A 25,524-nucleotide genomic window follows, 5' to 3' on the forward strand; every position below is an offset into this window, starting at 1 on the left:
CATGAACAATTGATATGCATAAAAAAACCGGCAATCCCTGCCCCTGAGGCGCAGAAATTGCCGGTCTGTTCGGCGCTGGCGTGATGGCGACAGACTTGCCCCATCACGCCTAGGCGTCAGATCACAGCGTCTTGAGGGCCGTGATCATGTCGCCGACCACCTTCTGACCATCGCCATACACCATGCGCGTGTGGTCAAGATAGAACAGGTGGTTCTCGACCCCGGAGAAGCCGGAGCCCTGACCGCGCTTGATCACCAGCACATTGCGTGACTGGTCGGCGTTGAGGATCGGCATGCCGTACAGCGGGCTTGAGGCGTCGTTCTTGGCGACCGGATTGACCACGTCATTGGCGCCGATGACCAGCGTGACGTCGGTGGTCTCGAAGTCGTTGTTGATCTCGTCCAGGTCCGCGATCATGTCGTAGGGCACGCCCGCTTCCGCCAACAGCACGTTCATGTGACCCGGCATGCGACCAGCGACCGGGTGGATCGCGAAGCGCACTTCGACGCCACGTTCACCCAGCAGCTCGACCATCTCCCAGACCTTGTGCTGCGCCTGTGCCACCGCCATACCATAGCCCGGTACGATGATGACGCGCTCGGCGAAGGCAAGCTGCACGGCGGCGTCCATCGGATCGGAAGCCTTCATGCTGCCCTCTATCTCGCCCTGCTCGACACCTGATGCGCCCCCGAACTGCTTGAACAGCACGTTGCGGATCGGGCGATTCATGGCCTTGGCCATCAGCTGGGTCAGCAGCGTACCGGCCGCCCCGACGACAGTACCGGCGATGATCATCGCGGCATTGCCGAGCACGAAGCCTTCCATCGCCACCGCAAGGCCGGTCAGCGCATTGAACAGCGAGATGATCACCGGCATGTCGGCGCCACCGATGGGCAGTGCCAGCATCGCGCCGAACAGCAACGCGAGCGCGAAGAACACCAGTACCAGCGAGCTTGATGGTTCCACCGCCGCGATCACGACGCCCAGATAGACCGTCAGGCCCAGCACGATCATGTTGATCAGCTGCTGACTCGGGAAGTTGAACGCCTTCTTGAGGCGCCCATCCAGCTTGGCCCAGGCCACGATGGAACCGGAGAAGGCCACCGCACCGATCATCGCCCCGAGCACGCCCAGCCACAGCGCCAGCGAGCCGTGCTGCTCGATCAGTGCCGGGTTGTCGCTCATGCGCATCAGCTCGACCGCGGCGATCGCCGCTGCCGCACCGCCGCCCATGCCGTTGTAGATGGCGATCATCTGCGGCATGTCGGTCATCTCGACCTTGTTGCCGGAATACCAGGCGATACCACCACCGATCACGATGGCCAGCAGCATCAGGCCATAACGACCATCAATCTGCGGATGCAGGAAGGTGAGCAACGTGGCCACGACCATCGCGATACCGGCCCAATGGATGCCGCTGCGTGCCGTGGAAGGATGTGACATGCGCTTGAGGCCGAGGATGAAGACCACCGCCGCCGCGAAATACCCTGTTTCGACCAGCCAGTTCATCAGCGAGCCTCCTTGTCGTTGATGCCATTGGCAGCGTCTGTGCCCTTGCTGCGATCACTGGTCTTGAACATTTCCAGCATGCGCTCGGTGACCACATAACCGCCGACCGCGTTGCCGGCGCCCAGCAGCACGGCGATGAAGCCGATGAACTGCTGCATGCCGGTCTCGGCCTGACCGAGGGCGATCATCGCCCCGACCAGCACGATGCCGTGGATGAAGTTGGAACCGGACATCAGGGGCGTGTGCAGAATCACCGGCACGCGCGAGATGACCTCGTAGCCGACGAAGGCCGCCAGCATCAGGATGTATACGGCAGAAAGTCCTTCGATCATGCGGCGTCCTCCGCGCGAGCGCGTACGTCATCGTGGGTGATGCGGCCGCCTTCGGTCAGACGCATCGGGCCGAGCACCGCATCTTCGAAGTCCAGCGTCAGTTCGCCGTCCTTCATGAAGGGGGTCAGCAGGTTGAAGAGGTTCTTGGCGTACATCTCGCTGGCATTGACCGCCAGGCTCGAGGCCATGTCCAGCGGGCCGAGTACCGTGACGCCGGCGTGCTCGACACGCTTGCCGGGCTCGGTCAGTTCACAGTTGCCACCGCCTTCGGCGGCGAGATCGACCAGCACGGCGCCGGGCTTCATGCCCTCGACCATCTCGCGACTGATGATGCGCGGCGACGGACGCCCCGGAATCGCGGCGGTGGAGATCACCACATGCGCATCGCCCATGTGACGTGCCAGCGCATCGGCCTGCTGGGCGCGCTCGTCATCGGTCAGCTCGCGGGCGTAGCCGCCCTCGCCGGAGGCATCGACGCCGGTATCGATCATCTTGGCGCCCAGCGATTCGACCTGCTCACGCGCGGCAGCGCGGATGTCATAGGCCCACACCTGGGCGCCGAGACGCTTGGCGGTCGCGATGGCCTGCAGGCCCGCGACGCCGGCACCGACCACCACGACACGCGCCGGACGCACGGTCCCGGCGGCAGTCGTCAGCATCGGGAAGAATACCGAGGACTCATTGGCCGCCAGCAACGCGGCGTGATAGCCCGCGACACCCGCCTGCGAGGACAGGGCATCCATGCTCTGGGCACGCGAGATACGCGGCACGAATTCCATGCACAGGCTGGTCAGCCCCTGGCTGGCAAGCTTGCTGATCAGCTGCGGGTTCTGGTACGGCGTCATCAATGCCACCACCACCGCGCCTTCACGCAACTCGCTGATCTGTGACTCGCTGGGCGTACGCACGCACAGCACGAGATCCGCCGCGGCACGCGCTGCAGCGATATCGGCCTCGGCGACGACCGCCACCCCGGGCTGGGCGGCGTAGGCCGCATCGTCAAAGTGTGCATGACGTCCGGCACCGCTCTCCACGTGCACGATGGCATCGCTGGTGTCACTGACGCTGCTGTCCAGGTGACGCGCGAGCTTGCCGGCTGTCACCGGGTCCAGCGCAACGCGGCATTCCCCGCGCGCCAGTGTGCTGCTCACGCCCTCGTCAGGTGTCACCAGGTCCGGTGCACGCATCTCGCGCACGACTAGAATATTCAGCATCGCGCACCTCGGTTCACATCCGTGTTCATGCCTGAGGCTGCCAGCCTTGAAAGGTTCATGGCGTCGTTCCTGTTGAGCGCTGATTCGCGCCATCCTGCCTGCCGGAGGCGCTTTCAGCGACGTTATTGCCTGTCACAGGTGAGACTTGCCTGAATCGCAAGCCGTGACTCACGCATGGCCAGAAGGCCTGACATCACCCGCGACACGATGAGTGTCCAGCATCAGTCTTTTCTTGTCGGTGCATCAGGGTCAAGCGCTGCAATGCAAAAAAAGCAATAAAATCAAGCATAAAGCTATCGTTATGGCAGCCATAACAGCCGCCTTATGCTGACAGGCGTCTTGCGACACTACCAAGTGACTGATTTGCAATGAGTTTACAAAAGGCACCCCACCAAGAATAGCTCAGCTTTGTGTTATGCATCGCATAATCTCGAGCTTATGGCTGCCACAGTGCCTGCCATCAAAAATGGGACACCGCCGCAGCAGTATCCCATTTTCGTGACGATGGCTTGAATCTCAGCGCGTGTTTCCTGCATTGCGCCAAGCGGATGTCCGGCCATGGCTTGCGCTGTCAGCGCAGCAGTTCAGGCCCCTCCATGAGAACCGCTCAGGACGAGCAACTCATGCAGATCGGCGCCGCATTCGCCGCCGGTGGCCGTGTCCAGTCATCGACCAGCTCGGCAGCGACGCCCTGCGCCTGCCCCAGCGCCAGCGCCGCCTCCAGACTGCCCTCCTCGGGGCGGAAGAAAGGCGCCGTCAGACGCTGACGCAAGGCCTTGAGCGTAGTGTCATCGCCCTGCTCGACCCGTGCGATCACCTCCAGCAGCAGATGCGTGCGCGGCACATAGAGCGGATTGCAGCCGAGCATGGCCAGACGACGCTGGCGCTCATCCTCGGCGGAGAGCCCGATGGCCATGACGCGCACCTGATAGCGCGCGAGCCACGCCGAGGCTTCATCGCGCGCCTGGGCCGAGTTGCCATGCGGCCCACGCTCACCCGCCAGACGCACGACCAGCGTTTCCGGCGCGGGCTGCGTGACATCCCAATGACCGAGCAGACGGTAGGCATGGGTGTGGTCGACCTTGCCGGCCGCCAGCAGCTCGCGCCACTGCTGCACCAGCGTCATGTCCTCATCGCGCGCATCCGGCAACCCGAGACGCGCACGCATCAGGCGGGCATATTCACGCTGCAACTCGCCCTCATAGGCGCCCAGCGCAGCGGAGAGCGCTTCGACATCGACCAGCGGCGACAGCGCGATCCCCAATCGCTCCAGATTCCATAGCCCGATGCCCGGCTGCTGGGCGAAACCATAGCGCCCGGCCTGATCGGTATGATTCGGCACCAGATTCTCTTCATAGCCATCGAGGAAGGCGTAGGGCCCGTAATCGAAGGTCAGCCCCAGCAGCGACATGTTGTCGGTGTTCATCACCGCATGCACGAAGCCGTAGGCCTGCCAGGCCGCGATCAGATTTGCGGTGCGAGTGATCACTGTCTCGAACATGGCCAGCGCAGCGGTCACACGCACCTGGTCTGTGAGGGGCTGGTCTGCAAGCGGCTGGTCTGCCGCTGGCAGATGCTCAGGCAGGCACTCAGCAAAGTGCTCCCGCAGGGCGTGATCGATCAGCGTCTTGAGGTCTTCATGCCGGCCGGAGTGGGACAGCCACTCGAAGTGCCCGAAGCGCAGGTGGCTCTCGCAGACGCGCAACACGGTAGCGCCGGGCTCGACGGTCTCGCGTTGGACCCGCTCGGCATTCACCGCCAGTGCCAGCGCGCGGCTGGTGGGAATGCCCAGCGCGGCCATGTACTCGCTGGCCAGATACTCGCGCACGCTGGAGCGCACCACCGCCTGACCATCGCCGAAGCGCGAGTAAGGCGTACGCCCGGCGCCCTTGAGATGCAGATCGAAGGTCTTGCCGTGTTCAGTCTCAAGCTCGCCGAGCAGAATGCCACGCCCGTCGCCGAGCTGCGGATTGTAATGACCGAACTGATGGCCAGTGTATTTCTGGGCCAATGCGTCCATGCCCGGCAGCAACCGCTCACCGGCCATCAAGAGGCGCAGCTGCTCGAGCGCCTCCTCGCTGGAAGCGTCGGAGGTCAAGGCCGCCTCCAGCCCCAGCAGACGGGCGCAGTCAGGACTCACATCGGCAAGGCGCGTGCCTTGTCGCGGCTGCGGGGCGACACGCGTGAAGAAGTGCTCCGGCAGGCGGGCATAGCGATTGTTGAAGCGCAGCGCCGCCAGGTCGTGCACGTGCGCGGCGGGCGTAGGGGCAAACTCACTCATCAAAAGGCTCCGTCGGGCCGCCGGGGGTCGGCGACTCGCTGGGGGAAGAAGTGGACGCGGCGGCGTCGCTCGGGGTCAGCAGGCTGCGCAGGCCGCCGGAGGGCCGCCCGGGCGGCAGCTTGCTGGCCATTTCATACATTTTGCGCGCCGTCGTGTCGGTGCGTGCCTGACGCTTGAGCGCCTGCAGGGCATCGTCGGAGTCCCGGGCATGGCCCAGGTGTTGAGCATGAGCCAGGTGCTGAGCATGGCTGGCAGGAGCGCCCGAGGCTGGCGCCTGATCGCGCGTGCCAGCCGCAGCAGACGTGCCCTCAAGCGAGGTCTCATGGCGGCGCAGCAGCAGGCGCTTGCGCGGTGTCAGCGCCAACTCCGACAGGCGTGCCTTGCCCCACCACGGATGTGGCGCCTGCACGCCATGCGTGGACTCGCTCAGCCAGGCCTGCGGCAGTGCCTCGAGCAGAGGGAAGCGCTCACTCTCGCCCTGCGCCTGCCACCAGTGGCTCAGGCGCTCATTGAGCACCAGCAGCTGGCGTGCCCGCGTGGCGGCGGTGTAGCTGAGATTGGTGACCAGCACCTGATTGGGCAATTGCTGGCGCGCGCTTGGCAGTGCCAGATCATCGGCCAGCACCACGCAATCAAACTCGAGACCCTTGGCGCGGAAGACCGTCCCCAGCATGACAGTGGGCAGCTCGACCGACTGCCCCCGCGAGTGAGCACTGACGATGGCGGCCTGCAGGTCGCCATCGTGCTTGCGCAGCTCACCGATCCATTGATCGAGTGGCGCCTGGGCATACCAGGAGGCCAGCTCATGCAGACTGCGCGCCTGATGATCATCGAGACGCGTCAGAGCCCCCAGCACCTGCGCCGGGGTCTGGCCGAGCCGTGTCAGAGAGGGAGGCAGCAGTCGCCACCACTCACGCTGACTCGCGCTGTCGCCCTGCTCGGCCATCTGATGTGCGCGCCAGAGCCGCCAGTGATCCAGCAGCCCCGCCAGCGGATAGCCTTCGATGCCATCCAGCCAGGCCACCGCGATGCCGCGCTGGTGCAGTGACAGTGCCTCCCCCAGCGCCGCCACCGGGCCGGCACTGATCACCGCATGGCGCTTGCCGGAGTGCAGCAATGCCTCACGCACCGCGGGCAGCGCCAGACGGGTCGCCGGGCCGAGGCCGCTCATGGCCTGCTCGCGGGCGGTGGGCGAACAGGCCGCCAGCCGCGTGCCCAGCGCCGCCAATGCCGGTCCGAAGCGCCAGGCGCCGGGCAGCGAGTAGACGGTGGCATCGGCCAGCAGCGGCGAATCCAGCGAGCTCATGCCTTCCACCTGACGCGACAGGCTCTGATGCGGGTCGCCGATCAGCAGCAGGTCGCAGCGCTGGCGACGCAACATGGCCAGCAACGCTGGCGTGGCGTCCTGCGCCTCATCCAGCATCACCAGGTCGGCCTCCAGCGACTGGCCATGCTGCGACCACAGCTTGAGCAAGGCGTTAAACGACAGGCTCTGCTGATGATCGGCGGGGTCCAGCAGGCACTCCCACACCAGCCGCATGCTCTCGACCAGCTGGCGCAGCTCATTGGCACTCAGCCGTTGTGCCACGCCGTCGGGCAGGTGCTCAGGCATCGGCACCGCGTCGCTCTCGGCGAAGAAGGTGTTCAGGCCCTGGGCGATCAGGCTGCGCGACTGGCTGGAAAGACTGCCCAGCCAGCTGAGACTCTGCGGCGCTAGACGGCGCGTGATGTCGGGCTGCCGCTTGAGCTTGTCGCCGTACTCCTCCATCAAGGCCTGGCGCGCCAGCTGATGCAGCGACAGCGACTGGACATTGGCGGGCAGCTGACTGGCAGTCCGCCCCGCCACCGCCGGGTTGAGCGAGGTGTAGATGAGGGTCTCGTCGGCGTAGGTACGCGCCAGCTCGACCATCAGCACGGTCTTGCCGCTGCCGGCACAGGCACGCACCACCACGCAATCGCTATGCTCGGCGCTGTTGGCCGGCGTGCGATCGCGCAGGCGCGAGGGAAAGGGATGGGCGAGAATTCGCCGTTGATCATTGCTCAGATGCATGGCGGCATGATCCCCCCTGTCAGCGCGGGGGGCAAGACCTTCGCTGCGCGATCATGACTAGGACAGCGCGCCATTGGCCGCGAGGCGCTCACGCACGGTACGCATCAGGCCACGATTCCAGCGCAACAGATCATAGAGCGTGGTGAAGTAGGCATTGCCCCGCGTCGAGTAGGCACTCAGCGTCGGGATGAGATCTTCGGCGCGCACCGGCTGGCCCGCGTTGCGCAGACGCCCGCGCAGCTCACGTAGCTCGGCATAGCTGCGCTGGGAGTTGAGATTGTCGAAATAGGCGGCGATGCCGGCCTCCAGGCTCTCGAAGCGCCGATATTCACGCCCCGGCGGCCCGATACCGCAGCCGCGCGAGAAGCAGCGCATGCCGAACAGATTGTTGGCGTCGCGGGCATGGCCCGACGTCCCCCAGCCCGACTCCTCGATGGCCTGCACCAGCACCATGTCCAGCGGCAGGGTATCGATGCGCAGCAGCAGGCGCGTCCAGCTGACGCCGATGTCCTCGCGCGTGACGTCACAGGGCAGATTGGCCTGATCACACAGGCCGTTGAGACGCTCCTGCTCGCGCTCGCTGTAGTCACGCCCTCCGTCACCGGCGCGCTTGCGCATCGCCAGCAACCAGTCGCGCTGCTCGGCGATGCGCTGGTTCTCGGCCACCACCAGCGGAATCATCAGCTCGAAGAATGCGACCTTGCGCTGGTTGCCCGCGGGATAGGGTCGCAGGTCCGGCATCTGATGGGTCTTGTCACGGGCCAGCAGCTCATCATCCAGCCGCGCCGCCTGCGCCATCGAACCCAGCCCCATCACCAGCAGCAAGGCGGCGCTGACCAGACGAACAGAGCCCGGACGAACAGCGCCCAGATGGGCAGAGCTCAGGCGGACAGAGCCCAGACGAACAGGGCTCAGGCGCCGCGACCAGGCCCTCGCCCACGTCCACGAAGACAGGCGTGGCAGGCCACGCACTCCGCCAGTCAGCCAATCCGCAGAGAAAGGTAGGTAAGTCATGTGCTGCGCTCATCGAGAGGGATGCAGTAGCAAGACGCGAGATACCATCAGCGTATCTCATGAGGCTGCATGAAACCCTAAAAACGCGTGGGCGAGAAGATGGCGCGGTCGGCCAAGCGAGGAAAGACACGGCAAGCCCTGTCGTCCGTCACCGACAGACCGCCAGGCGATGCCCGCCTTTCGCGCCACTGACGCGGCGCGCGCTCTGCGCTCCCTGCGCTTCCTCCCCTTTTTCCCTTCCTCCCTTCCTACCCTGCCGCCTTCCTGCCCTGCACCCCTTGCACCTCGCACTGGACGCTATCGCTGACGACACCCCCAACGCAAAACGCCCCCGCAGCATAGGCTGCGAGGGCGTCGTTGCGGACATGCTTGATCAAGCCAGTGACTCGATCGTTCCGCCGTCTCAGACGCTGAGCATGCTGTTCAGGCGGCGCACGTAAGCGGCCGGATCTTCCAGCGCACCGCCTTCGGCGATGATGGCCTGATCGAGCAGCACGTGTGCCAGATCGGTGAAGTAATCGCCTTCACCGCCTTCCAGACGCGTGACCAGGGCGTGCTCCGGGTTCAGCTCGAGAATCGGCTTCACTTCCGGCAGCGGCTGGCCAGCGGCTTCCATCATCTTGCGCATCTGGTAGCCCATCTCGTGCTCCGGCAGCACCACGCAGGCCGGGGAATCGGTCAGGCGGTGCGTGATGCGCACTTCCTGAACGTTCTCGGCCAGCGCTTCCTTGACGCGCTTGACCAGATCTTCCTTGGCCTTGGCGGTCTCTTCTTGGGCCTTCTTCTCTTCTTCGTTCTCGACATCGCCGAGATCGAGATCGCCCTTGGCGACATCCGCGAAGGACTTGCCGTCGAACTCGGTGAGGTGGCTCATCAGCCACTCGTCGATGCGGTCGGTCAGCAGCAGGACTTCGATACCCTTCTTGCGGAAGATCTCGAGGTGCGGGCTGGACTTGGCGGCATTGAAGCTGTCGGCGACCAGGTAGTAGATCTTGCTCTGGCCTTCCTTCATGCGCTCGACGTACTGGGCCAGTGACTGGTCCTGGGTCGCGCTGTCGGTCTCGGTGGTGGAGAAGCGCAGCAGCTCGGCGATCTTCTCGCGGTTGGCGAAGTCTTCCGCCGGGCCTTCCTTGAGTACGGAGCCGAACTGGTTCCAGAAGGTCTGGTACTGCTCGGGGTCCTTGGCCAGCTTCTTGAGCATGTCCAGGCCACGCTTGGTCAGCGCGGACTTGAGCTTGTCGACCTGCGGGTCCTGCTGCAGAAGTTCACGCGAGACGTTCAGCGACAGGTCATTGGTGTCCAGCACGCCCTTGATGAAGCGCAGGTACAGCGGCAGGAACTGCTCGGCGTCGTCCATGATGAAGACGCGCTGCACGTAGAGCTTCAGGCCACGCGCGGCGTCGCGCTGGTAGAGGTCGAACGGCGCACGGCCCGGCACGAACAGCAGGCTGGTGTACTCGAGCTTGCCCTCGACCTTGTTGTGGCTCCAGCTGAGCGGGTCGGAGAAGTCATGCGAGACGTGCTTGTAGAAGTTCTTGTACTCCTCGTCGCTGACCTCGGACTTGGAGCGCACCCACAGCGCAGTGGCGGAGTTGGCGGTTTCCCAGTGGACCTGCTCGTTGCCTTCCTCGTCCTTCTCGACGCGCTTCATGCGCACCGGCAGTTCGATATGGTCGGAGTACTTGGTGACCAGGTTGCGCAGACGATGATCGTCAGCGAACTCGATGGCATCGTCCTTGAGGTGCAGCACGATCTCGGTGCCGCGCTCGGCGCGCTCGATGTCGGCGACGCTGAACTCGCCTTCGCCACGCGAGGTCCACTCGACGCCCTGGTCAGCGCCCAGGTCGGCGCGACGGGTGCGCACGGTGATCTCGTCGGCGACAATGAAGCCGGAGTAGAAGCCGACCCCGAACTGACCGATCAGACGCGAATCCTTCTGCTGGTCACCCGACAGGTTCTTCATGAACTCGGCGGTGCCGGAGCGCGCGATGGTACCCAGGTTGGCGACCACATCGTCACGGCTCATGCCGATGCCGTTGTCACGCAGGGTGATGGTCTTCGCCTCGGCATCGTGCTCGATCTCGATGCGCAGCTCGCTGTCGTTGCCGTAGAGGGCATCGTTGTCCAGCGCCTGGTAGCGCAGCTTGTCGCAGGCATCCGCCGCGTTGGAGACCAGCTCGCGCAGGAAGATCTCGCGGTTGGAATACAGCGAGTGGATCATGAGGTGAAGCAGCTGCTTCACTTCTGTCTGGAAGCCATGCGTTTCGGTGTGAGTGGCGGTCGTCATCGAAAGGACCTCTATGTCGTGGATGCCTGAAAAGAAGATTCGCGGTGGCCAGAGCGCCCCCGCAACAATCAAACCGGCTCGCCGACGCCTGCCTTTCTTGGGCGGCAGATCGAAGGAAGCACTCGTGGATCAGATATGGGGCAAGGGTGAGGGATTTCAAGGCACTAGCGACAGATGATTGCGCCCGGCCCACCTGGCGCATGGCACAGAAACACCCAAGCGGCTCCCTGGGGTAGCAACCAAAGGAGCCAACGAAGGGAAGCAACGAAAGGAGCCAATCAAGGGAGCCAACGAAGAGGTAGCCATCAGGGAGGCGCTTTCTAGTGTGACGCCTGCAGGGCAGACATCACCTGCCATCACGGGGAGGCGAGTGATTCCAGCACGAAGTGCATGCGCGCGCTGGCGACCGGTTGCTCGCGGGATTTCTGCCAGGCGCTGACGCGCACATTGGTCATGCGCCGGCCTTCGCGCATCACTTCACAGTCGATGCGCGTCACCTGATCGCCGCGCGCCGTGGCCAGATAGTCGATGGAGAAATCGATCAGCTTGGGCAGGCGCGCTTCACGCCCGCCGCGCCCATGCCGCCTGAGCACCTCAAGCGTCGCGGCGGTTTCCATCGCCGCGGCCAGCACGCCGCCATGCACCGCCGGCAGCATCGGGTTGCCGACATTGTCGGGCATCGCCGCCATGGAATAGCTCAGCGCCTGCTCAGGATGCAGCTCGACATCACTGGCCGCGCCCGCCTGCTGCCCGTCAATGGCACACAGTCCAAGCCCGATCGCCTGCGCGTAGGGCAGACTCGCCAGCAGCGCCGCCAGGTCGGCGTGAGTGCGCTGTCCTTCGACGAAACGCCGCGCACTGAGCAGGCCACGCGGGTCCTGGGCATCGCGCGGCGCCTGCGGCTCGGTTTTCTCGCCTGCTGGCTGTGCAGCCTGTGATAACTGCCCCAGTGGTTCCGACTCGACCGTGGAAGGATTCGCGGGGGCTTGAGCATTGGCCGCCGCCAGCAGCGCCTCGGCAAAGCCGCTGGGCGTATTGCGCTCGCCGAGCCTGACGAAGTTGCCGATCGCACGACACAGGATCTTGCCCGGCTGCTGCCAAATCTGCGCCTCGGTAAATACCATCGATTCCGTGACCCGCAGCACGCGCGCCTCGCCCACCAACGCCAGGCCCTCGACGCCGGGTCGGTAGTGATCGAGGCGCAGATCCAGCGTCGGGCAAACTTCCGGTGCCGACAGCCCCGTGAGCACGGCACTGCCGCACAGCGTATCGGCGAACATGGTCAGCACACCGCCATGCACCAGCCTGCGGTGTGGATCGCCGATCAAGGCCGGTTGCCACGGAAGCTGCATGCGGATGGCCGGCGCGGCGACCTCCTCGACCCTGACGTTCAAGCGCGCCGTGTGCGGAATGAAGCTCAGGAATCCGGTCAGCGCCCGCGCCCAGCTGGCGTCATCCAATACGCCACCCTCAGCCGGCACGTCAGCGGGATTGACGGCCAGCCCCAGCAGGCTCTGCGGCACTGCATGCATCACATCCACAGCGGCATCGCCATCAACGCGAGGGAAACCAGATAGCCGGCGCCCCACAACAGGGAGCGCAACGCGGCGATGTTGGCCAGATAGCAACCCCAATAGCCCAGTCGTACCAGCACGAAGATCACCGCCAGCGTGGTCGCGATGGGCGCGCCCGGCGCGGTGATCACGCTGACCAGCACCCCGGCGGCAAACAGCGGAAAGGCTTCGATGGTGTTCTGGTGCGCGGCGAGTGCGCGGGCCCCGAAGCCCGTCAGCTCACGCTGCTGCGCGCGCGGGTCATGGTTGTCGTAACGTCCGGTTCGCTGTTGCGCCCAGGCGACCGGTAGCTTGGTCAGCACCAGCATCAGTGCCGCAAACAGCAGGCAGGCATAGATCAGCATGCAGAATTTCCTTGAAAGGCGTTGTTCAGGGCGTTGCCACAGCGGCGCGTCTCGTTTGTGAACAAACGGTGCGCCGCCCTGTGATAAACGGCAGATCAGACACTGACGGCACGCCAATTCAAACTGGTGTTTGATAGCGTGTCACGAGCATGGCAGGGTCGCGGCGTCCCTGCCATGCGGCCAATGGCCAGTGCCAGCATCAGGGCTGGTAGAGGAATGGAGTTTCCACGCTGCACGCCTTCAGGGAGTCGGAGGCTCGGAGGGATCAGGTTCGGGAATCTCGCCACGCCACAGGCGATAGTCGGCCAGCGCATCATCGAGCTTGCCGAGCAACCAGGTCACGATCACCAGATCATCGAGAATCCCCAGCCCCACCAGCATATCCGGGATCAGATCCAGCGGCGAGACCAGATAGATGAAGGCACCGGCCGCTAACCCCAGCGCCTTCCACGGCACCGGGCGATAACGTCCGCTCACCACGTCGCGCAGCAAGGGCCCCATGGTGCGCAAGGCGGCGCCTGCCTTGCCCAGCACATGTCGGCGGCCAAACAATCGCGTCAACCATAATGCCTTGCCCATAGTGGACTCCTCACGGGTAGCACAAATTTCATTCACTGAGCTTGCCATCATCGCGGCAGCACAGCCGCGATATCACTCTCGGATAATTCACTATCAGTATCAGATGGTGCTGTTATTCAGCGCCGACCACTGCCACGATAGCCACTATCGTTACTGAATCGGCAACCCCTGATAGCCAATATCGGGGCACTTGTTCAACATCGGGGCACTGAACCGCCACCACAAGGTCGCAGCCAGTCCACGCCCCCTTTACCGACAGTCGCAGGAGTCCCAGGTGACACCAGGCAAGCAAACACTCCGACCCCGTGGCAGCCGTCGCTTCGCGGCGCTGCGGCACCTCACCGGCCTAGGCCTGCTGTTGGGACTGAGCCTGCCCCTGCAGGCCGCCACGCCCAGTGACCAGAGCTTCCGCGCCGCCTTCGATGATGCGCGCGCCAAGCGTTTTGACGAGATTCAGCAGGTCGCCGTCAATGGCCACGTGCTGGAGGGCTACATCGAGTATCACCAGCTCAAGGCCCGCCTGCCGTACGCCACCGCCGCGGAAGTGCTGTCCTTCATCGAGCGTCACGCAGACTCGCCGTTGGCCGAGTGGATGCGAGGCCAGGCGATCTCCGCCTACGGGCGCACCGGCCGTCATGATGCCCTGCTGGAAGTCAGCGATGGCGTGCCGGCGGGCGCGCAGCGCCAGTGCTATTACTACACGGCGCAGCTGAGCAATGATGTCGCGAGCGCATCGCAAGGCGGCCTGAAGCTCTGGCATGTGTCCGGCTCGCAGGACTCGGCCTGTGACCCGCTGTTCTCGGCGTTGCGCGAGCGTGGCGTGATCGATGATCAAGCCATCTGGGAGCGCGCCATGCTCGCCTGGGCTGCCGGCCAGGGTGGCATGGTCAGCTATCTCGAGCGCCAGCTGCCCAGCAGCTGGCAGCGGGCCATCGCGGCACGCGAACAGCTGGAGGGCAACTTTGCCGCCATCACGCGCCTGCCGACCAACCTCGGTCACGGCGGCCATGCCTTCGCCGCCTTGAGCGTCGCCGCCATGCATGGCTTCGTGCGTGCCGACACCGAGGCCGCGCTGGAAGCCTGGCGCAAGGTGAATCCGCACATGCCGATGAGTGATGAACAGCGCCACACCGTCGAGCGCGACCTGGCCTGGTATTCACTGGTGCGCGACATCCCCAACAACCGCGGCTGGGTCGATCAGCGCCTGACCATCCTCGATGACGAGGAGCTGTTCGATCTGCGCATGCGCAACGCGGTGCGCGATGGCGACTGGCCGCAGGTGCGTGAATGGGTGTTGAAGATGCCGGACCGCTTCCGCAACGAAGCCCGCTACCAGTATTGGCTGGGGCGTGCCGATGACAGCCTGGGTCGCCCGCAGGAAGCACGCGCCGCCTGGACGCGCGCCGCGACCGAACGCAACTTCTACGGCTTCCTGGCCGCCGACCGAATCGGGCAGGCGTATTCGCTCAATCGCGATGACCAGGACTTCTCCGACGCGGAACTGGCCAAGGTCGCCGAGACGCCGGCCGTCAAGCGTGTCAGAGCGCTGATGAACATCGATGAGATCGGCCTGGCACGCTCCGAATGGTTCAACGCCGTCACCCAGGCGGATGACGCCGATGCTCGCCGTCTCGCAGCCTATGCACTGCAGCAGAAATGGTATGACCTGACCGTCTTCGCCACCATCCGCGGCCAGCTGTGGGATGGCCTTTCCTGGCGCTTCCCGCCGGCCTGGCAGCAGGACTTCCAGCGCTTCGGTGCCGATGCCGGCGTCGACCCATGGATGCTGATGGCACTCGCGCGTCGCGAGAGCGCCTTCAACCCCACCGCTACCTCGCCGGTGGGCGCACGCGGTCTGATGCAGCTGATGCCGGGCACCGCCGCTCAGGTCAGTCGCGGCCTGGGCCTGCCCACGCCCAGCAACGCGGCGCTGGGTGATCCGGTCACCAATATCCGTCTTGGCAGCACCTATATCCGCGAGATGCTGGACCGCTACTCCGGCAATCGCCTGGCCGCCGCCGCGGCCTACAATGCCGGGCCGGGACGCGTCGATCGTTGGCTCGCCGACACCCCGGGCGAATACGACCGCTTCGTCGAGCGTATCCCCTTCAAGGAGACCCGCGAATACGTCAAGGCCGTGTTGGCCTACCGCGTGATCTTCGAAAGCCTGGCCAAGGGCACCAGCGAGGGCGTCAAGGTGGTCAGCGACCGCGAAGTCAGCCAGCGCTACACCACCGCGCTGGTGGATCGCCGCTGAGCCGAGCAGCAGCATCCAGCAACGAAAACGCCAGCCCCATGGGGCTGGCGTTTTCGTTTTCATGGCATCAGGGCCCATGGCGTCAGAGCCCATGGCATCAGAACTCATTGGGCCTTCAGCCATTCTTTCAGCCATTCGTTCAGTCAGTCATCGCGACGTGGACGAATGGCGGGCGAGGACCCGGACTGGCTCTCGCCCTTGGCTTCGCCCGGTCGCGAGGCAGCCACGCCATTGCCGAACGGCGGCTTCTGCTGAGGGGTATACCGTCCCAGCGCCTCGGCATAGCTCAGGGGGCGCCCTTCGTCGCCTCCCTTGCCCTTGCCACGCCAGCCCTGGCGCTTGCCGGGAGCGCCCTGGGGCTGTGGTACGTCATCATGGGCCTGAGATTCCGCATAGGGCTGAGATGCCGCATGGGAGCGAGGCGCATAGGGCTGAGACGCCCCCTCGCCCTCAGCCTCGCTGCCCGGGTATGCCTGCGACACCACCGGCTCCGATGCCGCTCGGCCGGAATAGGCCAGAGGCTGGGAGCGCGTGACGCGCGGTGTACGCATCATTCGCACCATCAGCCAGACCGCCAGTGCCCAGCAGAGCGTGCCCAGCACGCCATAGACGATCATCGCCCAGACATTGCCGGGGCGGTGGCCTGCATTGATGATGATCACACGCGACAGATCGATGTCGGGCCAGCGCTCGGCCAGAAGGGAGCGCTCATCGCCCGGCAGGTCCGTCTCGGCGTGCAAAACGGTGCCAAACAGGCCATCGGGGAACTCGATCAGCGGCGGCACGTTTTCCAGGCTCTGCACGGAGTCGGTTCGCACCAGCACGCCCATGCGCTCGATGCGCGGCCATTCTTCCGAGGGAATGCCATCAATGCCCCCGAAGGCGCGTGACAGACCGGCCAGCTCCAGTAGATAGGGGTTCATGTCAGAGATGACTGGATAATAGAGCGTCTCGATGCGGCGCCCCCCGTCTGCATTGGCATCGAGGCGGAAGGTCTCGGTGTGCTCGCGATAGACCGCCCAGTGATTGCGCAACGAGACGAACTGATTGATCGGCAGATTGCCCTGCTCCACCGACTCGAGATTCAGCGTTTCGGGGCGCGTGGTCACGCGTCCGACCCAGCGTCCCTCATCGACGGCGTACAGCCAGGCCGCTATCCCGGCGACCACCAGCACCACGGCACTCAACCCGCCCAGACGGCGACGAAGGGTATGTGAAAGACTCATCCGATTGCGTTCCCTGCCAATGCCAGCCTTGATGGGCCGGTCTTCATGTCATGAATGCAGCACTGTACCGCTGCTGTCGTTGGCTCGGGCAGGCATGAGCACCGGCCCGGGCTTCATTGTTGTTCGAGCCGTGCTGCCAATCGATTGCTCTTGTCGCAGTAGCGTTGCCGCAGGCGCAGGATCTCCAGAGAATTCGAGGACAGGGCATCCAGTACGTAGCGGTTGCAGGCCTGCTCGGCTTCTCGATGCGCCGCTTCCAGCGCCTTGCGCGCCTTGCGCTCTGCCGGCGTCATGCCCGCATAGGGGTCGCGCCGGGGCTTGAAGGTCGCTGCGGCCTTGCAATACATGGTGCGGGTGTCGATATGCGCCGCCCGCCCCCGGCGCTGCAAGGCATGGCAGGTCTCGACGAACAGTCGGCTGGCCATGCGCGAGCACTCGCGCTGCTCGACGGCGGTACCGGTCTTTTCCAGATGTGCACAGACCGATTCATCATCGATGCGCCACAGCTGGTGGCGGAAGTCGATGGTGTAACCGTAGTAAAGCACCCGTACCTGCTGTACGCGGGAATCGTAGACATCACTGATATCCCGAGCCTCCAGGTGCGTGACGACCTTGAGAAAGGCCGCCAGTGTCAATGTCACAGGATCCATGTGTCATCAAGGATACGAACCGTCATCCCATGCGCTCCGTTGCGATGTTGGCAGTGGCCGCTCATCCCTAGCGGCCTAGCGCCAGCCGTGCCCCCAGCAGCACCATGACGGACCCGGTGATGCCTTCCATCCAGCAGGCGACCCGCGGCCTTGCCAGCCAGCGCCCTGCACCACCGACCATCAGCGCCACACTGATCTGCCAGAGATTGGCGATCACGAAGTGGACACCCGCCAGCCACAATGACTTGAGCACGGCCGGGTCGGTCGGCGCGATGAACTGCGGCAGAAAGGCCATGTAGAACACCACCGTCTTGGGATTGAGCACATTGGACAGGAAGCCCTCACGCAGCGGCAGCCAGCACGATACCTGCTGCCGTGTCACGCTGACGTCGACATTCAGCCCGCGTGCGCGCCGCGCACTCTTGAGACTCTTGATGCCCAACCAGATCAGATAGCCCGCCCCGACCAGCTTGAGGGCCGAGAACGCCCATGCCGACTGCAACAGGATCAGCGAGATGCCCGCCGACGACACCAGCGCGTGCACGAAGAGGCCGGCACAGATCGCGAGACTGGTCAGCACGCCGTCACGCAGGCCACCGCGCGAGGTATTGCGAATCACCAGCAGGGTGTCGACCCCGGGCGTGACCGTCAGCAAGGTGATGGCCACCACGAAGGACCAGAAGGCAGCATCGAACTGGATGAAATCAAACATGACGAACGTCCTTGCGACAGACCCGCTTCAGTAGCCGAATTCGTGCCCCCATGGCACTGAACAGGCGACCAGTCTAGGCGAGCACGGCCAGCCTGCAAAGCCATCCACACCAAGATGACAGCCTGGTTTGCCTATGAATGGTGCACTTCAGTCTTTTGTCTTACTGCGTTGCTACACAACGGCGCAGGCGCTCTCATGAGCCCGCAGCTGATGGCATGCAGAAGCCATCTCGCGTCATCAAGGATACGAGCCTCGAGTCCTAAAATACGCTGCGTCGCTGTTGAGCGACCAACGCAGCCTTCAACCTACCAACCAGAACCCCGTAGCGATATCCAGCAGCAGCACCAGCAAGGCCAGCAGGATGACCAGGCCATCCTCCCCGATCAGCCCCAGCCCCAGCAGCAGCAAGGTCGCCGCCGGCAAGGCCGCGGCGAAGGGCACCAGCTCCAGCGGCACCATGGCCGTGGCCAGCAGGATGGTCAGCGCCGCGATACCGCGATAGGCAATGCCACGCGTCATGAAGCTCAGGCGTGGCTTGAGTAGACGATCGAGGCGTCGTGTCCAGGGTCTTGCCCGCTCGACGCCATGGGTCAGGCGTTGATGCTCGAAACTGAAGCGCGCCAGCCGGCGTGGCAACCACGGCATCTTGCGCCCCAGCAACAGTTGACCCGCGATCAGCACGATGAACAGCGCGCAGGTCGTCGGTACCCCGGGGATCGCCCCGGTCGGCAGCAGTACCAGCAAGGCAGGCAATACCAGCAAGGGGCCGAAGCCCCGGGAGTTGAAGTGCTCCAGAATGTCGCCCAGCGAGATATCCCCTTCGATCTCGCGGTCCAGCTCTTCCAGCAACCCCGTGAGGTTGCCTTCATTGGCGTGCTTGCTCATGCGAGCTCCCTATCGGGAAGATGACGGAGGGTGTGAAGGTCTCGAGCCGTGGCGAGTCAGCTGGTGCCGCCCGCCACGGTGAATCATCAGCCGACCAGGCGATCGCCCAGCATGCCGATCATGAACCCCAGCGAGGCGCCCAATGGCGGTGACCAGTGATGCGCCACCCGCGACTGGGGCGCAATGTCCTGGAAGACGAGGTAGAGAATGCCACCGGCGGCGAAGGCCATCAGTCCGCCCAGCACGCCCGGCGCATCCGCAAGCCACAGATGGCCGGCCAATGCCGCCAGCGGGCCCAGCAGTGACAGCAGCACGAAGGCCCCAAGCCCCTGACGCGCCGTCAGCCCGGCCCCTTCCAGCTCACGATAGGCATTGAAGCCTTCCGGCAGGTTCTGCACCGCGATGAACAGTGCCAGCAACATCGCCGCGGCGGGAGAGGCAGAGGCCAGTGCACCCAGTGCGATCGCCTCGGGGATGAAGTCCATCAGCATCGCCAGCAACTGGCCCTTGGCGCCGCCACCGCGCGCCAGCCAGCGGTCCAGTTGCATGAAGATCAGCGCGCCCAGCAGGAACAGCCCCAACAGCGCCGCGATGGATAGCGCCTGCATGGCATGCGGTACCAGCACCAGTGAGACAGCGGCCAACAGAATGCCGCCGCCGAGCGCGGTGATCCCCGCCAGCCAGCTGCGCTTGACGTGACTCTCGTGACTGCGCTCCAGCTGGGCGATCACGCCACCCAGCGGCATGCACAACCCGGCAGCCCAGGCGAGCGCCACCATGGTCCACGGAATCGATGCCATCATGCTGTCGTCGGGGCTGCAGGACTCGGTCGCGCACCCAGCACACGCATCAACAGACTAGTACCGACGCCCCAGGCGCCATTCAGGATCAGGCCACCGACCACCATCAGTGGCGCGACCTCGATTCCCTTGAGCGGGAAGACGACCAGCATGGCCACGGCCGTCGGGCCGACTGCGCCGAAAACGAGGCTGATCAGCCAATGGCTGACGCCCGTCCTGCGACGCACCAATGCCCACAGCGGCAGTCCCCAGAGCCCGCCCCAGAAGGCCAGCGAGAGTACTGACGGGACGCCCAGCGGCCCGGTAGGCGTCATGTTGTAGGGCGCCTTGGGCAGGATATCAGCCAGATAGAAGAGCCCGAAGAGGCCCTGATGGAAGATCAGAGTCGCCAGAAAGGCGGCGATGAAGGCTTTCAACCAGATCATGTTCACTTCCTTGTCGTCATGTTGATGAAAACATCCGAGCCCCAGCACATTAGAACATGCGAAACCTCGACACTGCCTTTCCTGCTACGTCACTTCCGTCCCGCTGGATGCAACGCAGGCGTGATCTCTAGCGCTGGGTGGCCGGCGCCTGCTCGGCATGACGCAGCGATATCTGGTCATTGAGTGTCCAGAAGTCATACAGCACGCCGATGAAGAACAGCCCACCGGTGCATAGGTAGAGCAAGCCGGTCAGCCACTTGCCCATGTACATGCGATGGATGCCGAACACGCCCAGGAAGGTGAGCAGAATCCAGCTCAGCGAGTAATTGATCGGGCCTTCGCGAAAACGGAAGTCCGCCTCGCGGTCCATCGCCGGAATCAGGAACAGGTCGATCAACCAGCCGATGCCCAGCAACCCGAAGGTGAACAGCCAGATGGTGCCGGTGACCGGCTTGCCATAGTAGAAACGGTGCGCGCCGAGGAAACCGAAGATCCACAGCAGATAGCCCATGGTCTTGGAATGCGTGTCCTGTACAACAGGCGATGTGGTCATCAGTGAAGCCTTAGCCGCGATGCGGCAGATCATGATTGCGAATACAGTCAATGCGGTCTTGGCGCCGATGAATCAAGCCTTCTGCCGCCAGAGGCCACGCCCGGAAACGGCAACGCCACCCGCGCACTGGCGCGGATGGCGTCGGATCAGCAGGTGTCTCTTCATCGGTCCCGGGAGCGAAAGCCAGGCCGGAAACGAAAGCCAGGCCGCAGCCGGCGCTAGATGACGCCCAGCTCGCGCAGACGTTCCTTGAGGTAGGAGTCCGCCGTGTGCTTGTCAGACAGTACCACTTCGGGACGCGGATGCAGGAACAGCGGCAGCGACAGGCGTGACTGGCTGGAACCCTCGCCGGTCGGGTTGATCACGCGGTGCGTGGTCGACGGGAAGTAGCCGCCGCTGGTCTCCTGGAGCATGTCGCCGACATTGATGACCAGCTGACCCGGATCACAGGGCACGTCCATCCATTCGCCATTGACGTCCATCACCTGCAGGCCCGGCTCGTTGGCTGCCGGCAGCACGGTCAGCAGATTGATGTCTTCATGCGCCGCGGCACGGACGGCGCCCGGCTCTTCACTACCGGTCATCGGCGGGTAGTGAAGCACGCGCAGCAGCGTCTGACCGCTGTCCTTGATCATGTTGGAGAGCGGCTCACGGTAGAGCTCTGCCACTTCGGCAGGTGAATGGGCCTCGACCCAGCTCAGAAGCTCTGCCGCGAAGGCTTCGGCCTGGCGGTAATACTCCATGGCATTCTCGCGCAGGCTGTCCGGAATCTTGCCCCACGGGTAGATGTGGTAATACTCCTTGAGATCACGCGCCGTATGGCCCTTGGCGGTCTCGGAGACATCTGCCGGGAACAGTCCATCCTGGGTCTTGGGGTCGAAACGCCAGTCAAGCTTGTCGGCGCTGGAGAAGAATTCGGCCCATTCGGCGTAGATCTTCTCGACCAATTCATGAGAGATCGGGTGATTGCGGATGACACCGAAGCCCGTCGTGCGCAGGGATTCGACAAATTTTTCGGCTGCATCGGCCGAGCGGTAATCTACGTTCTGGACCTTCATGGCATTTCCATCTATGTTGGCTCTGTGTGAGCATCCTACTTGAGCCGGAAGGAGTCGCCAATACGACAACTTTCTGTTCGAATGGAAGCGAGCACGTGCAGCCCAGGCTGCATGCGTAGGTCAAGCAGGAAAGGATGTCGTCGCTGGACGCAACGCGTCTCTCTGGTGGAATTCCCCCTAGCCGCACCAACGCACTCTGGTCTGATGGGCAGACCACCAACATCATCTCGTAAGCAAGGAAAGAATCATGGCAACTGGCACAGTCAAGTGGTTTAACGACACCAAAGGTTTCGGCTTCATTTCTCCGGACGACGGCGGCGACGACCTGTTCGCGCACTTCTCTGAAATTCAGGCAGAAGGCTTCAAGTCCCTGCAAGACGGTCAGAAGGTTTCCTTCGACGTCACCCAGGGCAAGAAAGGCCTTCAGGCCGCAAACATCAAGCCGGTCTGATCTTCTCGATCAGCCTGGTCAGGCCGCCCTCACCGGCGCCCTGATGATGGCAGCAAGACAGTCATGGAAAAGCCCGCCTTCCGGCGGGCTTTTTTGTGCCCAGGCCTTGGCCTGACTCACGCTTCACGAAGAGTCGCCAGCAACAAGAACGCCGCGCCCCAAGGGGTCACGGCGTTCTTGTGTCGGCGGCCGTGTCACTCGCACTCAGCCAGTGACACGGCTTGCGACAGGCATCATGCCAGCATTCGCTGGCCAGTGATTACTGCTGCGCTTCGTCGATGGACTCGTTGGCATCCTGCTGCGCAGCGTTGATCTTCTCGTTCGCTTCGGCAGCAGCGTTATCGCTAGACTGCTCAGCGGAGTCGGTCAGCTCGGCAGCCTGCTCCTTGGTGGAGTCATAGGCGTTCTTGGCAGCATCGGCAGTGGCGTCAGCAGCGTCGTTGACACCTTCCTTGGCAGACTCATAGGTCTCGGAAGCAGCGTTCTTGGTCGCGTCGAGGGCGCTTTCGCTCTCGGCAGCAGCTTCATCGCCCATGGCATCGGCGGATTCGGCAGCGTCGTCAGCCATGTTGTCGGCCTTGTCAGCAGCGTCATCCATCTCTGCGGCCGCTTCGTCAGCCGCCTGATCCATCTTCTCGGCAGCGGCATCAGTCGCTTGATCGGCGCTCTGTTCAGCCTGCTCGGCGCTCTGCTCGGCAGAGGTCTCGGCGTTCTGGGCAGCTTTGTCAGTATCGCCGTTATCGCAACCAGCGATGGCCAGAGACAGGCCAGCGGCCAGTGCGGGAATCATCCATTGCTTGAGTTTCATCGTCTTCTCCATGATAGGTGGGGAGTTGCCAGCCCCTGTTTCCTGCAAGTGGCATTGCAACAAAGGTCGTGTAGTCATGCAAGCGAAAGCGTGGCTTGGCGCCTGATACCCAAGACATGGTGCCAGACCGACAGCTTTTCAAGCATTCCGCCCTTTTCACAGCAGAATAGTGTTAACGAACACCATTTTCCATCAGCTATCACCAGAAACCGCGCCGCGATCACTCACCGATATCTTCGTTCCAGACGTCCGGCTGCTCGCGAATGAAGGTCGCCATCAGTTCGCGGCAGCGCGCGTTGTCGACCACATCGACCTTGACGCCCATGCCACGCAGGTGATCTTCCGCGCCCATGAAGGTGTGGTTCTCACCGACCACGACATGCGGGATACCGTAGAGCTGAATGGCACCACTGCACATCGGGCACGGTGACAGCGTGGTGTAGAGCACGGATTCACGATAGACGCTGGCCGGCAGGCGACCGGCGTTTTCCAGTGCATCCATTTCACCATGCAACACCGTGCTGCCCTTCTGCTGGCGCTGATTGTGGCCACGACCGATGATCTTGCCATCATGGACGAGTACCGAGCCGATCGGCACGCCGCCGGCCGCATAGCCCTTTTCCGCCTCTTCAATGGCGGCCTGCAGGAAGCGCTCATGATCGGTAGTCATTGCTGTCATCGTCTTGCTCCAGATGCGGTGAATATTCAGTGGAGCGGCAGCCTACTGCCACTCACTGCTCGGCACAATACACTCAGCCCAGGCCCGCTTCGCCAGTCATCATCTGACGGGCGCGTCTCAGCCCTTCATTGCTGGCATTGGTGGGCTCGCCGACTTCAGTGGCAAGCTCGCGGAAACTGCCCATGGCACCGAGCAAGGCAGAGGCCTCGTAGGGAATGAAGACGCGATCACCTTCGCGCGCCATGTCCGGCAGCACCTGCAGATATTTCTGGCCCAGCATGTAGCCGACCACCAGCTGCGGGTCTTCCGCACCGATGGCATCGCGCAGCTGATAGATGGCCTGACGCTCACCTTCGGCGCGCAGAATCGCGGCCTGCTTGTCACCCTCGGCGCGCAGTACCGAAGACTGCTTCTCGCCCTCGGCGGTCGCGATGGCAGCTTCGCGCTGGCCATTGGCCTCGGTCACCGTGGCGCGACGCTTGCGCTCGGCCGCCATCTGCAGCCGCATGGCGTCCTCGACTTCCTCGGGCATGCTGATGTCCTGGATCTCGACGCGCGTCACCTTGACGCCCCACTTGTCACCGACTTCATCCATGGTGATCTGCAAGGCGTCGTTGACCTCCTTGCGGCTCTCGAAGAGCTTGTCGAGCTCCATGCGACCGATCTCGGAGCGCAGGCTGGTCTTGGCCAGGACCTCGACGGCCTGGGTGAAGTTCTCGACTTCATAGACGGCGCGCTTGGGATCGACGATCTGGAAGTAGAGCGCGCCATTGACGGTCACGGTGACGTTGTCCGTCGTCACCACGCTCTGGCCAGGGAAGTCCATCACCGTCTCGCGGCGATCGATGCGCGTCTCCTCCACCACCAAGGGCAGGTTGTCGCCCTTGACCTCACGATAACGGCGAATGGTGATCGAGCGCGGCTTGTCGATGAACGGAATCACCAGATTCACGCCGGATTCCAGTGTGCGGCTGTAGCTGCCGAGGCGTTCGATGACGACGGCTTCTGACTGCTGGACGATCATCAATCCCTTGGCCAGCAGGATTACCACCAGCGCCAGTATGAAAAGGATGATGATGAGTCCCGGACTGATAATCATATTGCTCAACTCCCTTGAACTGGGCCGTATCCGCAAGCCCTTGTGAGATATCCGATCACGCTTGACCCGCTGCCACCACGACCGCGCCGTCGAGCCGCGATCTCATGGCGTCTTTGTGCTGTTTCCTTCGAAACAGACTACTTCGAGACCGATTCCTTCGAGACAGGCTCGACACAGACGGTGATGCCTTCGACGCTGACGATCCTGACCGTGTCCCCCGCTGCCGGCGACGTCTCCCCCTCCCAGCGTAGCGGATACTCATTGCCTGACACGCGCACGGCAGGTTTGCCACCGTTGCCTATGATCACCTTGGCCAGCTGCCCGGTCTCCGCGCCGCTGCCCAGGGTGCCGTAGGGCGTCTTGGGCAACAGATAGGGATGGATCTTGCGCACGAACAGCGGCACCAGCACCAGGGCCGTGATCGCGACGCTGATCAACTGGATGTTTAGCCCCGCCCCCAGCCCCGCCGCCAGAGCGCCCCCGAGGGCACTGACACCCAGGGCCAGCAACACGAACTGCGCACCCAGCAACTCAAGCCCCGCCAGAATCAACGCGAGGATGACCCAGATATGCCACGCCGCCAAACCGACCATGCAATCACTCCCTGAGGTCCTGACTCCCGCCCTGCGCGGCCGAGAGATTGGAAGAATACGCTGCCACCAACGCAACGAGCGCAGCCTGAGTAAACCTCAGACTGCGCTCGTGTACCAGCCAGCCCACATGGCTCAGCCAGCGC

24 protein-coding genes are annotated in these 25,524 nt (G+C 63.7%); 2 read left to right on the plus strand and 22 right to left on the minus strand.

What is annotated here, in order from left to right; translation table 11 throughout:
* Positions 1–121: 121 nt before the first annotated feature.
* The 10 genes from AOG28_RS00245 to AOG28_RS00290 all read right to left on the minus strand — a co-directional run bounded on the left by AOG28_RS00245 (position 122) and on the right by AOG28_RS00290 (position 13,185).
* Positions 122–1,510 carry an NAD(P)(+) transhydrogenase (Re/Si-specific) subunit beta gene (locus tag AOG28_RS00245; RefSeq protein ID WP_043335534.1) on the minus strand — a complete coding sequence of 463 codons (1,389 nt, stop codon included), beginning with the start codon at positions 1,508–1,510 and terminating at the stop codon, positions 122–124.
* A complete protein-coding gene (locus AOG28_RS00250; protein ID WP_043335532.1) occupies positions 1,510–1,842 on the minus strand; it encodes an NAD(P) transhydrogenase subunit alpha in 333 nt (110 codons plus the stop codon). Before AOG28_RS00250 ends, AOG28_RS00245 begins: the two co-directional genes overlap by 1 nt.
* Positions 1,839–3,056 carry an NAD(P) transhydrogenase subunit alpha gene (locus tag AOG28_RS00255; protein WP_200906709.1) on the minus strand — a complete coding sequence of 406 codons (1,218 nt, stop codon included), beginning with the start codon at positions 3,054–3,056 and terminating at the stop codon, positions 1,839–1,841. Before AOG28_RS00255 ends, AOG28_RS00250 begins: the two co-directional genes overlap by 4 nt.
* 607 nt (positions 3,057–3,663) lie before the next feature.
* Complete coding sequence (locus AOG28_RS00260) at positions 3,664–5,337, minus strand: protein adenylyltransferase SelO (protein ID WP_054554946.1); 1,674 nt, start codon at positions 5,335–5,337, stop codon at positions 3,664–3,666.
* Complete coding sequence (locus AOG28_RS00265) at positions 5,330–7,387, minus strand: ATP-dependent helicase (protein ID WP_054554947.1); 2,058 nt, start codon at positions 7,385–7,387, stop codon at positions 5,330–5,332. Before AOG28_RS00265 ends, AOG28_RS00260 begins: the two co-directional genes overlap by 8 nt.
* Before the next feature lie 57 nt (positions 7,388–7,444).
* Positions 7,445–8,401, minus strand: coding sequence for a glucosaminidase domain-containing protein (locus AOG28_RS00270; protein ID WP_082388099.1), 957 nt, complete (start codon positions 8,399–8,401; stop codon positions 7,445–7,447).
* A 403-nt stretch (positions 8,402–8,804) separates the two neighbouring features.
* The gene (htpG, locus tag AOG28_RS00275) at positions 8,805–10,688 is read right to left on the minus strand and encodes a molecular chaperone HtpG (RefSeq protein ID WP_054554949.1); all 1,884 of its coding nucleotides are present in this window, start codon (positions 10,686–10,688) and stop codon (positions 8,805–8,807) included.
* A gap of 356 nt (positions 10,689–11,044) precedes the next feature.
* Entirely contained in the window at positions 11,045–12,220 is a 1,176-nt protein-coding gene (locus tag AOG28_RS18590) for a PaaI family thioesterase (protein ID WP_235506901.1), read from the minus strand.
* A complete protein-coding gene (locus tag AOG28_RS00285; RefSeq protein WP_054554950.1) occupies positions 12,220–12,606 on the minus strand; it encodes an MAPEG family protein in 387 nt (128 codons plus the stop codon). The genes AOG28_RS18590 and AOG28_RS00285 overlap by 1 nt, the downstream gene beginning before the upstream one ends.
* 240 nt (positions 12,607–12,846) lie before the next feature.
* Positions 12,847–13,185 (minus strand): YkvA family protein, encoded by a 339-nt coding sequence (locus AOG28_RS00290; RefSeq protein WP_054554951.1) that lies wholly within the window; start codon positions 13,183–13,185, stop codon positions 12,847–12,849.
* 274 nt (positions 13,186–13,459) lie between these two features.
* Here AOG28_RS00290 and AOG28_RS00295 point away from each other — a divergent pair, with 274 nt between their 5' ends.
* A complete protein-coding gene (locus tag AOG28_RS00295) occupies positions 13,460–15,442 on the plus strand; it encodes a transglycosylase SLT domain-containing protein (RefSeq protein WP_235506902.1) in 1,983 nt (660 codons plus the stop codon).
* A gap of 143 nt (positions 15,443–15,585) precedes the next feature.
* Here the strand turns inward: AOG28_RS00295 and AOG28_RS00300 are convergent, their stop codons facing one another.
* The 8 genes from AOG28_RS00300 to AOG28_RS00335 all read right to left on the minus strand — a co-directional run bounded on the left by AOG28_RS00300 (position 15,586) and on the right by AOG28_RS00335 (position 21,751).
* Positions 15,586–16,668, minus strand: a complete 1,083-nt coding sequence (locus tag AOG28_RS00300; protein WP_054554952.1) for a hypothetical protein — start codon at positions 16,666–16,668, stop codon at positions 15,586–15,588.
* Positions 16,669–16,781: 113 nt separating this feature from the next.
* Positions 16,782–17,318, minus strand: a complete 537-nt coding sequence (locus AOG28_RS00305) for a hypothetical protein (protein WP_043335517.1) — start codon at positions 17,316–17,318, stop codon at positions 16,782–16,784.
* 67 nt (positions 17,319–17,385) lie between these two features.
* Positions 17,386–18,030, minus strand: a complete 645-nt coding sequence (locus AOG28_RS00310; protein ID WP_043335514.1) for a LysE family translocator — start codon at positions 18,028–18,030, stop codon at positions 17,386–17,388.
* A gap of 300 nt (positions 18,031–18,330) precedes the next feature.
* On the minus strand, positions 18,331–18,915 hold the full coding sequence (locus tag AOG28_RS00315) for an exopolysaccharide biosynthesis protein (protein ID WP_043335511.1): 585 nt from the start codon (positions 18,913–18,915) through the stop codon (positions 18,331–18,333).
* An 86-nt stretch (positions 18,916–19,001) separates the two neighbouring features.
* Positions 19,002–19,715 (minus strand): ZIP family metal transporter, encoded by a 714-nt coding sequence (locus AOG28_RS00320; RefSeq protein ID WP_043335509.1) that lies wholly within the window; start codon positions 19,713–19,715, stop codon positions 19,002–19,004.
* On the minus strand, positions 19,715–20,140 hold the full coding sequence (locus AOG28_RS00325) for a hypothetical protein (RefSeq protein ID WP_054554953.1): 426 nt from the start codon (positions 20,138–20,140) through the stop codon (positions 19,715–19,717). Before AOG28_RS00325 ends, AOG28_RS00320 begins: the two co-directional genes overlap by 1 nt.
* 127 nt (positions 20,141–20,267) lie before the next feature.
* Positions 20,268–20,693 carry an NINE protein gene (locus AOG28_RS00330; protein ID WP_043335505.1) on the minus strand — a complete coding sequence of 142 codons (426 nt, stop codon included), beginning with the start codon at positions 20,691–20,693 and terminating at the stop codon, positions 20,268–20,270.
* A 218-nt stretch (positions 20,694–20,911) separates the two neighbouring features.
* Positions 20,912–21,751 carry an isopenicillin N synthase family dioxygenase gene (locus tag AOG28_RS00335; protein ID WP_043335503.1) on the minus strand — a complete coding sequence of 280 codons (840 nt, stop codon included), beginning with the start codon at positions 21,749–21,751 and terminating at the stop codon, positions 20,912–20,914.
* A gap of 247 nt (positions 21,752–21,998) precedes the next feature.
* Here AOG28_RS00335 and AOG28_RS00340 point away from each other — a divergent pair, with 247 nt between their 5' ends.
* A complete protein-coding gene (locus tag AOG28_RS00340; protein WP_043335501.1) occupies positions 21,999–22,202 on the plus strand; it encodes a cold-shock protein in 204 nt (67 codons plus the stop codon).
* A 259-nt stretch (positions 22,203–22,461) separates the two neighbouring features.
* On the opposite strand, the gene AOG28_RS00345 is transcribed toward AOG28_RS00340, so the two are convergent.
* The 4 genes from AOG28_RS00345 to AOG28_RS00360 all read right to left on the minus strand — a co-directional run bounded on the left by AOG28_RS00345 (position 22,462) and on the right by AOG28_RS00360 (position 25,381).
* Entirely contained in the window at positions 22,462–23,010 is a 549-nt protein-coding gene (locus AOG28_RS00345; protein WP_054554954.1) for a hypothetical protein, read from the minus strand.
* Between the two features lie 220 nt (positions 23,011–23,230).
* On the minus strand, positions 23,231–23,689 hold the full coding sequence (locus AOG28_RS00350; RefSeq protein WP_438265444.1) for a nucleoside deaminase: 459 nt from the start codon (positions 23,687–23,689) through the stop codon (positions 23,231–23,233).
* 73 nt (positions 23,690–23,762) lie between these two features.
* Complete coding sequence (locus AOG28_RS00355; RefSeq protein ID WP_043337056.1) at positions 23,763–24,788, minus strand: SPFH domain-containing protein; 1,026 nt, start codon at positions 24,786–24,788, stop codon at positions 23,763–23,765.
* A 137-nt stretch (positions 24,789–24,925) separates the two neighbouring features.
* On the minus strand, positions 24,926–25,381 hold the full coding sequence (locus tag AOG28_RS00360) for an NfeD family protein (protein ID WP_054554956.1): 456 nt from the start codon (positions 25,379–25,381) through the stop codon (positions 24,926–24,928).
* Between the last annotated feature and the right edge of the window lie 143 nt (positions 25,382–25,524).

The sequence above is a fragment of the Cobetia sp. UCD-24C genome (assembly GCF_001306765.1).
GTDB lineage: Bacteria > Pseudomonadota > Gammaproteobacteria > Pseudomonadales > Halomonadaceae > Cobetia > Cobetia amphilecti.

Excerpts from the sequence above, each read along its gene's own strand:
- AOG28_RS00245 (WP_043335534.1), bottom strand. The coding sequence starts at position 1,510 with ATGAACTGGCTGGTCGAAACAGGGTATTTCGCGGCGGCGGTGGTCTTC.
- AOG28_RS00250 (WP_043335532.1), bottom strand. The coding sequence starts at position 1,842 with ATGATCGAAGGACTTTCTGCCGTATACATCCTGATGCTGGCGGCCTTC.
- AOG28_RS00255 (WP_200906709.1), bottom strand. The coding sequence starts at position 3,056 with ATGCTGAATATTCTAGTCGTGCGCGAGATGCGTGCACCGGACCTGGTG.
- AOG28_RS00260 (WP_054554946.1), bottom strand. The coding sequence starts at position 5,337 with ATGAGTGAGTTTGCCCCTACGCCCGCCGCGCACGTGCACGACCTGGCG.
- AOG28_RS00265 (WP_054554947.1), bottom strand. The coding sequence starts at position 7,387 with ATGCATCTGAGCAATGATCAACGGCGAATTCTCGCCCATCCCTTTCCC.
- AOG28_RS00270 (WP_082388099.1), bottom strand. The coding sequence starts at position 8,401 with ATGACTTACCTACCTTTCTCTGCGGATTGGCTGACTGGCGGAGTGCGT.
- htpG (WP_054554949.1), bottom strand. The coding sequence starts at position 10,688 with ATGACGACCGCCACTCACACCGAAACGCATGGCTTCCAGACAGAAGTG.
- AOG28_RS18590 (WP_235506901.1), bottom strand. The coding sequence starts at position 12,220 with ATGCATGCAGTGCCGCAGAGCCTGCTGGGGCTGGCCGTCAATCCCGCT.
- AOG28_RS00285 (WP_054554950.1), bottom strand. The coding sequence starts at position 12,606 with ATGCTGATCTATGCCTGCCTGCTGTTTGCGGCACTGATGCTGGTGCTG.
- AOG28_RS00290 (WP_054554951.1), bottom strand. The coding sequence starts at position 13,185 with ATGGGCAAGGCATTATGGTTGACGCGATTGTTTGGCCGCCGACATGTG.
- AOG28_RS00300 (WP_054554952.1), bottom strand. The coding sequence starts at position 16,668 with ATGAGTCTTTCACATACCCTTCGTCGCCGTCTGGGCGGGTTGAGTGCC.
- AOG28_RS00305 (WP_043335517.1), bottom strand. The coding sequence starts at position 17,318 with ATGGATCCTGTGACATTGACACTGGCGGCCTTTCTCAAGGTCGTCACG.
- AOG28_RS00310 (WP_043335514.1), bottom strand. The coding sequence starts at position 18,030 with ATGTTTGATTTCATCCAGTTCGATGCTGCCTTCTGGTCCTTCGTGGTG.
- AOG28_RS00315 (WP_043335511.1), bottom strand. The coding sequence starts at position 18,915 with ATGAGCAAGCACGCCAATGAAGGCAACCTCACGGGGTTGCTGGAAGAG.
- AOG28_RS00320 (WP_043335509.1), bottom strand. The coding sequence starts at position 19,715 with ATGGCATCGATTCCGTGGACCATGGTGGCGCTCGCCTGGGCTGCCGGG.
- AOG28_RS00325 (WP_054554953.1), bottom strand. The coding sequence starts at position 20,140 with ATGATCTGGTTGAAAGCCTTCATCGCCGCCTTTCTGGCGACTCTGATC.
- AOG28_RS00330 (WP_043335505.1), bottom strand. The coding sequence starts at position 20,693 with ATGACCACATCGCCTGTTGTACAGGACACGCATTCCAAGACCATGGGC.
- AOG28_RS00335 (WP_043335503.1), bottom strand. The coding sequence starts at position 21,751 with ATGAAGGTCCAGAACGTAGATTACCGCTCGGCCGATGCAGCCGAAAAA.
- AOG28_RS00340 (WP_043335501.1), top strand. The coding sequence starts at position 21,999 with ATGGCAACTGGCACAGTCAAGTGGTTTAACGACACCAAAGGTTTCGGC.
- AOG28_RS00345 (WP_054554954.1), bottom strand. The coding sequence starts at position 23,010 with ATGAAACTCAAGCAATGGATGATTCCCGCACTGGCCGCTGGCCTGTCT.
- AOG28_RS00350 (WP_438265444.1), bottom strand. The coding sequence starts at position 23,689 with ATGACAGCAATGACTACCGATCATGAGCGCTTCCTGCAGGCCGCCATT.
- AOG28_RS00355 (WP_043337056.1), bottom strand. The coding sequence starts at position 24,788 with ATGATTATCAGTCCGGGACTCATCATCATCCTTTTCATACTGGCGCTG.
- AOG28_RS00360 (WP_054554956.1), bottom strand. The coding sequence starts at position 25,381 with ATGGTCGGTTTGGCGGCGTGGCATATCTGGGTCATCCTCGCGTTGATT.